Below are 12,665 nucleotides of genomic sequence, written 5' to 3'. Positions count from 1 at the left end.
TAAAAAACGCTAACTGGATGTTAGCGTTTTTTGTTTCTGAAGATTGTTCTTGGAATCTTTTGAAGTTTAAGGAAGCCTCAAATACTAAATAGGAAAGTGTTCAGGATTCACAAATGGGATCAGAGCCAAAATTAAAGCTTGATGATAGACCGAACTGCGTGACAATTGGTTATGTGTCAGTAGGCCAATGGCACCACCTTTCTGTTTGATATTGTCGGTACCAAACACTTCATCCATCACATCCCCTAACTCGTTTGCATGCTCTAGTTTCTCAAGCACGGCTGGTGGCAGCATCAGACTTGCTGAACGAGACTCGCCACGTTGGCCATTCGTTTCGATCACCATCCAGGCAAAGGTGACGTTTGTTTCTATTCCCGCTTCTAGACCAACATAGAAGTCTGCATCAGGCTGAGCTTGAGTTGCGTTGTGAACTCGATTCACGGCACCTTGATAGGTTTCATCATTGCTCATCGGTTGATCGGCGACACCACTAGGGACGCTGATGCCTTTGAAATCAAATTCAGTATCAGGAAAAGCAGATAAGAACGCACTTTTAACGGCGTTTATTTTAGCTGGGTTCAGCGATGCGATGATTACAGATTTCATGTGTCGGATTCTTTTTGTTGTCGATTAGATTGAGTTGATGTTGTCGGTACCAGTCACTCAACTCTTCTAGTGGCATGGGTTTACCAAAGTAATAGCCTTGCAGCATATCGCACTGTGCATCCTGTAACCACTGGTGCATGTCTTGAGTTTCAATCCCTTCGGCGGTGACCTTTTTTCCCTGAGCATGACACAACCCGATAACTGGTTTTACGATGTTCTGGTTATCGGTTTCAATTAAGGTATCCAAAAACGCTTTATCCAATTTAATTTTCTGAGTTGGATACTGCACCAGTTGAGTGATAGAGGTGTAACCGGAACCAAAGTCATCAATCGCCAGTCGATAACCCATGCATGACAGCTCATTCAGCAATGGGAAGCCTTCTGAGTTTGAGTAAAAGGTTTCAGTGATTTCAAAATCGATTAGGCTTGGTGGAATTCGATTTAACTCCGCGTGTTCTTTAATGAAACCCGCAAGGTGAGTGGTTTCAATGCCAGCAGAAGATAAGTTGATCGACAATTGAATCGAGTGATCAAATTGAGTCTGAAGTCGATGGAATGAAGCAAACGCATTCTGTATTACCCAGCGGTCAACATGTTCGAACAGCCCGGTTTGTTCGGCTATTGGAATGAACTCATCCGGTGGAACCAAACCAAGTTGCTTTGAATTCCAACGTAATAACACCTCAACGCCAATAACATCAGTCCCGGTAGAATCCATGTAGGGCATGTAAACGAGCCTGAATTCATCATCAAAATTCTTACCTCTAAGCGCACGTTCAATGTCTGCTTGGCGCTGAATGGCTTTGTCTAAATCCCGTGAATAGTCAGCAAATTGGTTTTTACCGGCACGCTTGGCTTGGTACATCGCAGTATCCGCGTTGGACAGTAGCTTCTCGATTGAGTTGCCATCATTAGGGTAGGTCGCAATACCAATACTGACCGTGATCGGAAAGCTGCCTGATTCGGTGACAAAACCTTTTTGCAGTGGAGTGAGCAAATCGTTCGAGAATCGATGCGCGACATTTCCTCGGTGACTAGGAGCGTTAATGTAGACAACGAACTCGTCTCCAGAAAGTCGGGCTGGCATACAATGAGCGTCGAATTCCTCTTTATAGTGACGACAAATATCTGAAATACGCTGAGCAAAAGAGACCAGAATCGAGTCGCCGATTTGATGTCCGTATTTGTCGTTCACAAACTTGAAGTTGTCCAAGTCAAAATAGAGAACCCAGGTTTCGGTATTCGAACTCGGTTTTGGCAACGATTGCTGAACGAAGGTTTGAAACTGATGCCTATTGGCTATTTGGGTTAACTGATCATTTTCGGCCAAGAGCTTGGTCTGTTGGTAGGTGTTATCTAACTCTTGGTACATGTCATAAAAACGCTGTGATAGGCGGCCAAGCTCATCACGAGTGCCCAAGCGTTCGATGTTCTTACGTTGTTTTTTTTCGACTTGCTGTAGCTGTCGATCGAGCCGCGTTATTGGAGTAATCACAGTGCGAGACAGAAGCATGAGTAGCAGAGCGACAGTCACAAACGCAGACAGGGCAAACGACAAACTCAGCTTGTTCCAAATTGAATCGAGCTTGTTTTCTAATAGGAATTGCGCCGGATCGACCGTGGCGTACAGTTCTGGAGCAAGCTTGACTGAGTGGGTGACATCATTTTCCAAAGAAACCGCTATGGATGTGAAGAATAAACTGGTTTGGTAGTCGAACTCTATCTGTTTTCTCAGCGCATTAAATTTGTCGAGAGAGACAGAGACAACAACAAAGAACACATCGTCGGGTTGATTGTTAACGGTTGGGAAAATCGCTTTTCTATCTACCTTGTCATAGTGAACCAACATCCCTTCGCCTTGGGAGTTTTGAATATAGTTGGTACTCGATGTTGCTAAGGTGTCTTGATAGTGCAGGTCAACATACTCCAATATCTTACTGTCAATCTGAGTGCGTGAGTCATTGCTATTATCCGCGTAATAACGCAGTTTTCGATCACCATTAAGAAGCGCTAAACCTGTATAGCTTTCATCGTCATCTTGCAGGAAATGAATGGCTTCTCGAAGGTTACTGACCAGTTCAAGATCGCGAGATAGATTTTGGTCAGTGAGAAAATAACGCTTCACCATATCACTCTGGGTCAAGGTGTAAGAGTAGCTATTGAGGAACGAACGAGATTGGCGAAAGTATCCGGCTAGTTTTTCCATGTTCAGTTGAAGTGCGTTGTCTTCGCGTTTGATGAAACTGCTTTTTTGCGTCGAATAAATAATATAGCTAGAAGCCGCGGTACTGATCAGTATCACAGGGGCTATCAGTAGTAAGATTTTAGTACTTAGCTTCATAGTTAATGACAACACTATTTATAAATTAAGCGCATAAGTTTATGTTACTTAATGCTTACTCGCTATTAATTATACGTAGTTCGATGATTTCCTGTGAAGGGGGTAAGGTTTTGTCTTTATTGATAAAAAAAGCCACTAATGAGTTTTTGTTAGAAAGGCTCAAGTAGTGGAGAGAGTAAGCGTGCCGAATGTGCGAAACAAGTGAATTGTGTTTCAGGCATGCTAGGGTGAGTTTTCTTAGCGAGAATAGTACTCGACTAGAGGGTGATTTAAGTATTTGGCCTGCTGTAGGCCAAATACTTATGTTAGCTAAAAGCTGATACTCACTTTCAGCTATGACAACTTAACTTGAGTCGCTTTGATGTTCTCACTTGGGTAGCAACCCAACACCTTAAGGTGGCGAGTAATGGCTGTTAGTTCCGTTATCGCTTGTTGCATATTATCTGAATCCAGATGCGCCTCTAAATCGACATAGAACATCTCTTCCCAAGGGTTACCCATGATAGGACGAGATTCTAGCTTAGTCATGTTGATGCCTAAGCGTTGCAGGATCAGTAGTGTTTCTACCAAAGACCCCGCCTCTTGAGATGTCGACATGATGAGCGTTGTTTTCGCTGGTATTTGAGTCGATACTTCAACAGGCTTACGCGCCACAACGATGAAACGAGTGTGGTTCTCTGTTTGGTTTGCAATATTGCTCTGGATTGGCTGTAGTCCATAAAGCTTACCGCTCGATGCATTACCAATAGCAGCTACGTCATTACCACCCAATTCTTTAACTTTTTTCATTGCATCAGCGGTGCTTGCGCAAGACTCAAGGTTGACACCCTTAAGGCGGCTCAAGAACTCACTGCATTGTTGATGAGGTTGTGGGTGCGAGTAGAGTGTTTTGATGTCTTCTAAACGGATATCACTTTTAGCAACAAGGCAGTGCTCAATCGGTTGAGAAAGTTCGCCAACAATGTATAGAGTCGTATGCTGTAACAGGTCGTAGACCTCGTTAATTGACCCTGAACTGGTGTTCTCAATCGGCAGGACACCGTAGTCGGCATGGCCAGACTCTACTGTTGATGCGACTTCTTTGAAGTGATTACAGTTCAGCTCAATCAATTCCATATTCTTGCGGCTGAAGTATTCGCGGCTCGCAAGGTGAGAATACGATCCCTTAGAACCTAAGAATGCAACGCGAGCCAATGGTTTACGGCTTTGCGGGTTCGCTAGGTTTTGTAAGTATGACTGTTGTAGTAAAACGGAATCTTCGATGATGGTGTGAAACAGCTTGGTAATGTACTGCGCATCAAGTTCGTATTTATCTTTGCCGTTGTTGATCAGCTTAACTAATAGTTGTTGTTCTCGTACTGCATCACGAACTGGTTTTGATGTCTCTACTTTGCTTTTAGCGACTTCGATACTTAGCTTGCGACGCTCTGAAAGTAACTTCAGGAGTTCGTCGTCTAAATCATTAAGACGAAGGCGGATATCATCCAGTGAAATTGAGCGGTCAGTCATAAATGTGTCCTTATAAAAAAGCCTCCCTAGTGTGGGAGGCTTCTTGTTCGTTTTTGACTTGTTTTTCTAAAACGACTTAGCCTCCGATTTACGGAAGAAAAAAGAAGTCAAAAATAAACAAAGATTGAGTGTGCATAAAAAGTGATTGTTTTATGAATGTTTAAACACAATAAGCAAGCGAGCTACGAGCGTCAAGCAAAAAAATAGCGCCCTGAGGCGCTATTTTTTAATCTGTTCTCTTTCCTTATTCTACTTCAGCTTCTAGCTCTTCGATTTCAGGCTTTTCAGCGCGGCGCGCTTCTGGTTTATGGCGTAGCTTGTTGAGTTGACGCTCTAGTTTTTGTTCTACTTCGTTGATCGCTACGTAGAGGTCGTCATGGATTGATGAAGCAACAAGTTGGCCTTTTGGTACGGTTAGTACCGCTTCAAATTTCTTCTTCTTGTTTGGTTCTTCGCTAAAGCTCGCTTGGCAGCCAATGATGTCTACTTGCCATTTATCTAGCTTTTTAAATTTGCTTTCTATGTGATCACGGATTGCAGAGGTAATGTCGATGTTTTTACCAGTGATGTTCATTTTCATAGAAGTTTTCCTCTGTTGTATCCCTCATGGGTTAACTTCAGATTACGACTTTTAGGAATAAAGAATGTGATCTAGATCTTGTTTTGGTTGGGTAGGATAAGCATTAAAATCAAATGTGATCTTACGCAAGTCTTAGTATCTTTTTGGCGAAAAATGCTTGTTATCCTTATGAAAAACGATAACTTGGAGGCAAGGCTTCGCTAAAAATTAAATCAGTTTTTAGGGGCGTCCTACAGCCTATGGAAAGTGCTTGATTGAAATTTACTCAATAGTGTTTTGTGATATAGGTCTTGTAATATAGGTCGCTACATAAGCTTCTTCAGAATTAGATAAACAAAAGCCGCATAAGTATTCTTATGCGGCTTTTGTGTTTTTTAGCTTTACCTAATACCTTTGGCTCCCCAGCTCTGGGATGGAGGCGATCCTAGTCGTTAGTGTTCAGTAATCTCGCTGTGCCGTCCTCTCGGATAGCATTGATAGCTTGTAATTGTTTATAGATTACGAAGTAACGATTGATGTTGGCAACATAGGTTACGGGTTCTTTACTCACGTATTTGCGAGTGATGATTTCTACGTTTTTAAACCAGATGTTTGGGTTGTAACCTTTCTGCTTGGCAATGCTCCTCATCTTTCTGATCTTAGCAGGACCAGCGTTGTAAGAAGCCAAGGTAAAGTAGATTTGATTGTCGGGTGATATTGCCGGGTCGTCAAAATATCGGTCTTTGATAAAGCGCATATACTTCACACCCGCATGGATGTTGTTATCCACCTTATGGATGTTCTTGATGTTGACGTTTTTATCTTTGGCGGTACTCGGTAATACCTGCATCACACCAATAGCCCCGCGATGAGAAATCCGGCTCTGATCCAGTCCTGATTCTTGGAAACCTTGAGCTGACATCATCAAAGGATCAAATTCATACTTGCTCGAATACTTTTCAAAGACATCTGAGAGTTTAGCTACTCGGTCTACTTTATTGGGGTTGAGTGCTCGGCCTAACCAGCGAGTATTGTCGATGTATTTCTGGTAGATGACATTCCCAAGCAGGGTGCCTGTTCGTGCGGTCTTGACGTATTTGTTTATCTCTTTCTTCAGTTGAGGGCTGTCTTTTCTTAAAGCCCAAGCAATACGACCATTTTCTCGTAAAGGTAAGTCGTTATGGACTTGAATGTTTTCCATTACATCGATCCAGAGCTTGGCTTTATGGTTATCCAGAATTGTGCCTTGTATATAACCTTGGTTAACCAGTTCTATCAGCTCGTAGTCTTGTAATGACTCCTCGATAAAGTGGACATGCAGTGGTGGTAAACCTAGCTCGTTAAGCTCCTTATTAACTCTTTGTACACTCTCGAAGTAACTCGAGCTTGCTCGTATCCACACCTCTTTGCCACTCAATTGCTTGATTTCGGTGATAGGTTCGGCCTTTTTCCCTGTGATAATGAGTTCTTTACCATCTTTAATCATCGGATCCGAAAAATCGATGGTTCGTAATCGTTTATCGGTGATCGTTAGGTTAGCGACAGCGACATCACCATAGCCAGACTCTAAAGAGGGAAGTAGATCATCTCGTTGCACGGGGATGATTTGAACATTGAGATAGGGATGTTTCTTACGAAGGCTTTTCTCAAAGTGGTAGAGCATTTCTGCCACGATGCCTTTTGGCTTGCCATCCTCGATGTAATAGAAACCAAGATCGGCAGACACTAGCACTCTAACCGTTCCTTTGGTTTTGAGCACATCCAAGTCACCCATGTAAGGCTTATTGCTTAATGGAGACAGTTCTAATGCGTAGGATAAGTGGCTAAATAGCGATATCCAGATAAATAATAACAACCTACTCACATCCACACTCCATGTTGATGTTTTGTTAAAAGTTATCTTTTGAAGATACCGTGTATTATGCGATCCATCAAGTTTGCGATATGTAGATGAAAAAAAGCGCGCTAGTAAATTAGCGCGCTTTTAGGATTGAGATGTAAGAGGTTTGATTAAGGTAGTGGGTTTAACTCAATCAACTTTTCTGTTCTTAACACAGCGTCATCTAGGCCGAGTTGTTGATAAGCTTTTAGCTGGATATCTAAAGACTTACGCGCAGCAATGGTGTCTGGGTAAGTTTTTTGCAGCTCTTGCGTTCTGTTGATCGCAGCAATCCAAGCTTCGCGGCGTAGGTAGAAATCAGCGGTTGCTAAGTCATACTCTGCTAGGCGGTTCTTAAGTGCGAACATGCGTTTTTGTGCATCTTCAGCATAAGGGCTACTAGGGAAACGTTCGAGTAGTCGCTTGAAGTCAGCAAACGCAAGTTTCACTGGTTCAGGATCTCGGTCACTACGGTCGATATTAAAAATATCGTGCATGAAGTTTCGGTCTTGCGCCATGTGCGTTAAGCCGCGCATGTAAAGAACCCAGTCTTGTTTCTCATGCGTTGGGTTCAAACGTAGGAAACGTGAAATGGTAGCGAGGCCAAGTGCCAAGTCATCATTTTTGTAGTAAGCGTAAATCAGATCGAGCTGTACTTGCTCAGAATAGGCGCCGAATGGGTAACGTGAGTCTAGGGCTTCTAGCTTTTCTATTGCTGAAAGCCAGCTACCGCTCTGCAGTGATTCTTGAGCGTCAGAGTAGAGAACCGATGGTGGTACATCTGGCACTATCTCTTCACTACTTGAACAACCAACCAAGAGTGATACGGCTAATAGACCCGATAAAGTAAGGTGTTTCATGTCAGGCGTCGATTCCTTGAATTAAATATTTCGTAAGCTTCCGTTACTTTCTAACCAGTAACAGATACAATGATGCAATTATTCTATTTTATCCATACTAATGGGTATTAGTCTCACGGTTTTTAAAAAAGTTCGATATGGCTCAGCAGATCACATTAACAGACACAGTAAAAAGCAGCCAGTTAGGTCAACGTTTAGACCAAGCTGTCGCTGAACTATTTACCGATTTTTCTCGCTCTCGCATTAAAGAGTGGCTTCTTGACGGCAAAATCCAAGTGGATGGCGAAGTTATTACAAAGCCGCGCGTTAAGGTTTTGGGCGGTGAAGAGATCATCTTGCAAGCTGAACTTGCAGATGAAGAGCGCTGGGAAGCACAAGATATTCCTCTAAACATTGTCTACGAAGATGATGACTTATTGGTTATCAATAAGCCTCGCGATCTGGTTGTACACCCAGGCGCAGGCACACCGGATGGAACCATACTAAACGCATTGCTTTTCCATTACCCACAGATTGCAGAAGTGCCTCGTGCAGGTATTGTGCACCGTCTTGATAAAGACACAACAGGTCTTATGGTTGTGGCTAAAACGGTTCCAGCTCAAACTCGTCTTGTGCGTGCTCTTGCTAAGCGTCGTATTACTCGTGAATATGAAGCAATTGCAATTGGCAAAATGACCGCTGGTGGTGTGGTAGAGAAAGGCATTAGCCGTCATGCAACTAAGCGTACCTTGATGGATGTAAATGAATTAGGAAAGCCAGCGGTAACTCACTACCGTGTTGCTGAGCACTTCCGCGAGCATACTCGTATTCGTCTACGCCTAGAAACGGGTCGTACTCACCAAATTCGTGTTCACATGTCATACCTTCAGCATCCGCTGCTAGGTGACGTTGCATACGGTGGTCGTGCTCGTATTCCAAAAGGTGCATCTGAAGAACTAACAACAATGATTCGTTCTTTTGATCGCCAAGCACTGCACGCCGTTATGCTTAAATTTGTTCACCCAATTACAGGTGAAGAAGTTGAGTTCCACGCTCCTGTGCCAAATGACATGGTCGTGATGGCTGAAGCGTTACGTGTTGATGCGCGCGAAAACTTGGAAGACGACATTTAATCATGTCGATGATCATCCCTAACTGGAATGCACCAAAAAACGTGAAAGCATTTGCTTCGACACGTTTTGATGGTTTTTCTACTGGTGCGTATCAAGGATTAAACCTAGGTACGCATGTTGGGGATGATGCTTCGCTTGTTGAAAACAACAGAGCCTGGCTCAAGCAACACGCTAATATGCCTGCCGCTCCGGTATGGCTACATCAAACTCACTCAACAGATGTCGTAACGGTTTTACACCCTACGGCAGATATTCTTGATGCTGACGGTGCATTTACCACAGCTAAAGATGTTGTTTGTTCTGCGATGACAGCCGATTGCTTACCTGTAATCCTTACTGATACCAAAGGCACTCAAGTTGCTGCAGTTCATGCTGGTTGGCGTGGTCTTGCTGGTGGTATTCTTGAAAATGCCGTCGCAAAGTTTTCAAACTTAGGTTCAGAGAATAAGATCATTGCTTGGCTTGGTCCTGCAATAGGCAAACAAGCTTTTGAAGTAGGCGATGATGTGTTGGAAGCTTTCGTTAGTTTTGACTCTCAAGCTAAGCTCGCATTTGAAGCCAAAGCTGAACCAGGCAAATGGCTAGCGAATATGTCTCAGCTTGCAACGCAACGACTGAACAAAGTTGGTGTAACTTCTGTGACAGACTCTAATCTATGTACCTTCGCTGATGCCGATGCGTTCTATTCTTATCGTCGTGATGGTATTACTGGACGCCAAGCTACTTTTATTTGGTTAGAGTAACCTTTAACTAGTGCAACCAGTCATCCAGCTCATTTATATTTTTATAACAGCTCTATTCTTCATTCTTATCCCTTGAAAATCCGCGTTACCGTATCCATCTTCTAACCATAAGATAAACATATCTAAGAGTAGGAAGGTTGGCATGCGTCTCGATCGATTCACTAGTAAATTCCAAATTGCGATATCTGATGCTCAGTCGCTCGCATTAGGTCGTGATCACCAATATATAGAGCCTGTGCACCTAATGGTGTCTTTGCTTAATCAAGATGGTAGTGCAATTCGTCCATTGCTCACCATGCTGAATATTGATGTGGTTCAATTGCGTTCAAAGCTAAGCGAAATATTAGACCGTGTACCGAAAGTAAGTGGTATCGGTGGTGATGTTCAACTGTCGAATGCAATGGGTACTTTGTTCAACCTATGTGACAAGGTCGCACAAAAGCGTCAAGACACATACATTTCTTCGGAAGTCTTCCTACTTGCCGCAATTGAAGATAAAGGCCCTTTAGGTAACCTGCTTAAAGAGCTAGGTCTTACTGAGCAAAAATTATCTCAAGCTATCGAGCAGGTTCGTGGCGGTCAAAAAGTTGATGACCCAAATGCCGAAGACCGACGCCAAGCGTTAGAGAAGTTCACCATCGATCTGACTGAAAGAGCGGAGCAAGGCAAGCTGGATCCGGTAATTGGCCGAGATGACGAAATCCGCCGTACTATCCAAGTACTTCAGCGTCGTACTAAGAACAACCCAGTCATTATCGGTGAACCTGGTGTTGGTAAGACAGCTATCGTTGAAGGTTTGGCTCAGCGCATTATTAACAATGAAGTGCCAGAAGGTTTAAGAGGCCGACGCGTACTTTCATTAGACATGGGTGCTTTGGTAGCTGGCGCTAAATATCGTGGTGAGTTTGAAGAGCGTTTGAAGTCAGTCCTCAATGAATTGTCTAAAGAAGAGGGCAATATCATTCTCTTCATCGATGAAATTCATACTATGGTCGGCGCTGGTAAAGGTGAAGGCTCTATGGATGCCGGTAACATGCTAAAACCAGCGTTGGCTCGTGGTGAACTCCACTGTGTTGGCGCAACGACTCTTGATGAATACCGTCAATACATAGAGAAAGATCCAGCGTTAGAGCGCCGCTTCCAAAAAGTGCTTGTCGATGAACCAACGGTTGAAGACACGGTGGCGATTCTTCGTGGTTTGAAAGAGCGCTATGAACTTCATCATCATGTAGAAATTACCGACCCAGCAATCGTGGCTGCAGCAACACTATCTCATCGATACGTTTCTGATCGTCAACTGCCGGATAAAGCGATTGATCTGATTGATGAAGCGGCTTCGAGTATCCGTATGCAGATCGACTCAAAACCTGAGTCGCTAGATAAGCTCGAGCGTAAAATCATTCAATTGAAGATCGAGCAGCAAGCTCTTACCAATGAAAATGATGAAGCCAGTGAAAAACGCCTTCGAACATTACAAGAAGAGCTTTCTGACAAAGAACGAGATTTCGCAGAGCTTGAAGAAGTGTGGAATGCAGAGAAAGCCGCGCTTTCTGGCACGCAACACATCAAGTCAGAGCTAGAACAAGCTCGTATGGATATGGATTTTGCGAGACGTGCTGGTGATCTTAACCGAATGTCTGAATTGCAATACGGTCGAATCCCAGAATTAGAGAAGCAGTTAGATCTTGCGACTCAAGCTGAAATGCAAGAAATGACGCTGCTGCGTAATAAGGTCACTGATGCAGAAATTGCAGACGTGCTATCGAAGCAAACAGGCATACCTGTTTCTAAAATGCTAGAAGCCGAGAAAGAGAAGCTTCTTAACATGGAAGGTGTTCTACATAAGCGAGTTATTGGCCAAGCGGAAGCAGTCGAAGTGGTATCGAATGCGATTCGTCGTAGCCGTGCAGGTTTATCTGATCCAAACAAGCCGATTGGATCTTTCTTATTCCTTGGTCCAACTGGCGTTGGTAAAACGGAGTTGTGTAAAACACTCGCGAACTTCATGTTTGATAGTGACGATGCAATGGTGCGTATCGACATGTCTGAGTTTATGGAGAAACACTCTGTTGCTCGTTTGGTTGGTGCTCCTCCGGGTTACGTTGGATATGAAGAAGGTGGTTACTTAACAGAAGCAGTGCGTCGCAAGCCTTATTCAGTGATTTTGCTAGATGAAGTAGAGAAAGCGCATCCTGATGTTTTCAATATCTTATTGCAGGTGCTTGATGATGGACGCTTAACTGATGGACAAGGTCGTACAGTCGATTTTAGAAACACGGTAGTGATCATGACATCCAACCTTGGCTCTTCGAGAATTCAAGAGAACTTCAATACGCTCGACTACCAAGGAATAAAGAATGAAGTGATGGAAGTGGTAGGTAAACATTTCCGTCCTGAGTTTTTGAACCGAGTTGATGAAAGCGTGGTGTTCCATCCATTGGGTCAAGAGCACATTCAGTCGATAGCCGCTATTCAGCTTGAGCACCTTAAGAAGAGAATGGAAGACAATGGTTATGAGCTTGAAGTTTCGGATAAAGCACTCAAGTTAATTTCTCAAGTTGGTTTTGATCCAGTATATGGTGCACGACCTTTGAAAAGAGCGATTCAACAAAGTGTCGAGAACCCGTTAGCGAAAGCGATACTGGCAGGAAAAATTAATCCAGATAAGAAAGTGCAGCTATTAGTAAACAACGACCGCATTATTGCTCACCAATAGTTGAAGTAAGAACGGTAGGTACGATTGGCCGAAATTAAGGCTTAATCGTACCTATTTTAAACGCTTTGTGTGAATAGTGTTCGAACGGTCGCCGGTGGCGGCTTTTTTTCGTTTTTAGCCTTGTACAAAGGATTATTCTCTCTATAATGCGCCTCCGTTGCCAAGGATAACCAAGCGGTTTGAACTGAGTAACAAGACGGTGATAAGCATTTAAGATGCTTTGAAAAATTAGCTGGAAAAAGTGTTTGACACTGGAATCTAATCCGCTAGAATGGCCGTCCACTTCGAGAGGCTCCTTACTAAAAGGAAGGCTCAACAAGTAAAGCTCTTTAACAATTTA

Annotated in this window: 9 protein-coding genes and 1 other annotated feature; of the genes, 3 read left to right on the top strand and 6 right to left on the bottom strand. The window is 43.4% G+C overall.

Translation table 11 applies throughout. The annotated features are described in order from the left end of the window. Positions 1-84 precede the first annotated feature (84 nt). From yjjX to AB4512_RS01940, 6 genes are all read right to left on the bottom strand, one after another. Entirely contained in the window at positions 85-606 is a 522-nt protein-coding gene (yjjX, locus tag AB4512_RS01965) for an inosine/xanthosine triphosphatase (RefSeq protein ID WP_017059359.1), read from the bottom strand. Continuing rightward, complete coding sequence (locus tag AB4512_RS01960) at positions 569-2,947, bottom strand: bifunctional diguanylate cyclase/phosphodiesterase (protein WP_017059360.1); 2,379 nt, start codon at positions 2,945-2,947, stop codon at positions 569-571. Before AB4512_RS01960 ends, yjjX begins: the two co-directional genes overlap by 38 nt. A 333-nt stretch (positions 2,948-3,280) precedes the next feature. Continuing rightward, the gene (gene pheA / locus AB4512_RS01955; protein ID WP_017059361.1) at positions 3,281-4,456 is read right to left on the bottom strand and encodes a prephenate dehydratase; all 1,176 of its coding nucleotides are present in this window, start codon (positions 4,454-4,456) and stop codon (positions 3,281-3,283) included. Between the two features lie 12 nt (positions 4,457-4,468). Next, positions 4,469-4,590, bottom strand: a sequence feature (Phe leader region). A gap of 110 nt (positions 4,591-4,700) precedes the next feature. After that, positions 4,701-5,036 carry a ribosome hibernation-promoting factor, HPF/YfiA family gene (hpf, locus tag AB4512_RS01950; protein ID WP_004735034.1) on the bottom strand — a complete coding sequence of 112 codons (336 nt, stop codon included), beginning with the start codon at positions 5,034-5,036 and terminating at the stop codon, positions 4,701-4,703. A gap of 424 nt (positions 5,037-5,460) precedes the next feature. Further along, a complete protein-coding gene (locus AB4512_RS01945) occupies positions 5,461-6,885 on the bottom strand; it encodes a lytic transglycosylase F (protein WP_346393666.1) in 1,425 nt (474 codons plus the stop codon). A gap of 140 nt (positions 6,886-7,025) precedes the next feature. Then, complete coding sequence (locus AB4512_RS01940) at positions 7,026-7,754, bottom strand: outer membrane protein assembly factor BamD (RefSeq protein ID WP_017059363.1); 729 nt, start codon at positions 7,752-7,754, stop codon at positions 7,026-7,028. A gap of 137 nt (positions 7,755-7,891) precedes the next feature. Here AB4512_RS01940 and rluD point away from each other — a divergent pair, with 137 nt between their 5' ends. The 3 genes from rluD (at position 7,892) to clpB (ending at position 12,325) form a co-directional block, all read left to right on the top strand. Beyond that, positions 7,892-8,866: a 23S rRNA pseudouridine(1911/1915/1917) synthase RluD gene (gene rluD, locus AB4512_RS01935; RefSeq protein ID WP_017059364.1), complete on the top strand. Its 975-nt coding sequence runs from the start codon at positions 7,892-7,894 to the stop codon at positions 8,864-8,866. A 2-nt stretch (positions 8,867-8,868) separates the two neighbouring features. Continuing rightward, on the top strand, positions 8,869-9,609 hold the full coding sequence (pgeF, locus tag AB4512_RS01930) for a peptidoglycan editing factor PgeF (protein ID WP_065584732.1): 741 nt from the start codon (positions 8,869-8,871) through the stop codon (positions 9,607-9,609). Between the two features lie 142 nt (positions 9,610-9,751). Then, positions 9,752-12,325: an ATP-dependent chaperone ClpB gene (gene clpB, locus AB4512_RS01925; protein WP_017062851.1), complete on the top strand. Its 2,574-nt coding sequence runs from the start codon at positions 9,752-9,754 to the stop codon at positions 12,323-12,325. The last annotated feature ends 340 nt before the right edge of the window (positions 12,326-12,665 follow it).

The organism is Vibrio sp. 10N.222.52.B7 (assembly GCF_041474275.1).
GTDB classification, from domain to species: Bacteria; Pseudomonadota; Gammaproteobacteria; order Enterobacterales; family Vibrionaceae; genus Vibrio; species Vibrio crassostreae_C.
Note: the sequence above shows the minus strand (reverse complement) of the source record. Positions and strands in the feature narration are given on the sequence as shown.

Coding starts and splice junctions, on each gene's coding strand:
- yjjX (WP_017059359.1), bottom strand. CDS start 606: ATGAAATCTGTAATCATCGCATCGCTGAACCCAGCTAAAATAAACGCC.
- AB4512_RS01960 (WP_017059360.1), bottom strand. CDS start 2,947: ATGAAGCTAAGTACTAAAATCTTACTACTGATAGCCCCTGTGATACTG.
- pheA (WP_017059361.1), bottom strand. CDS start 4,456: ATGACTGACCGCTCAATTTCACTGGATGATATCCGCCTTCGTCTTAAT.
- hpf (WP_004735034.1), bottom strand. CDS start 5,036: ATGAAAATGAACATCACTGGTAAAAACATCGACATTACCTCTGCAATC.
- AB4512_RS01940 (WP_017059363.1), bottom strand. CDS start 7,754: ATGAAACACCTTACTTTATCGGGTCTATTAGCCGTATCACTCTTGGTT.
- rluD (WP_017059364.1), top strand. CDS start 7,892: ATGGCTCAGCAGATCACATTAACAGACACAGTAAAAAGCAGCCAGTTA.
- pgeF (WP_065584732.1), top strand. CDS start 8,869: ATGTCGATGATCATCCCTAACTGGAATGCACCAAAAAACGTGAAAGCA.
- clpB (WP_017062851.1), top strand. CDS start 9,752: ATGCGTCTCGATCGATTCACTAGTAAATTCCAAATTGCGATATCTGAT.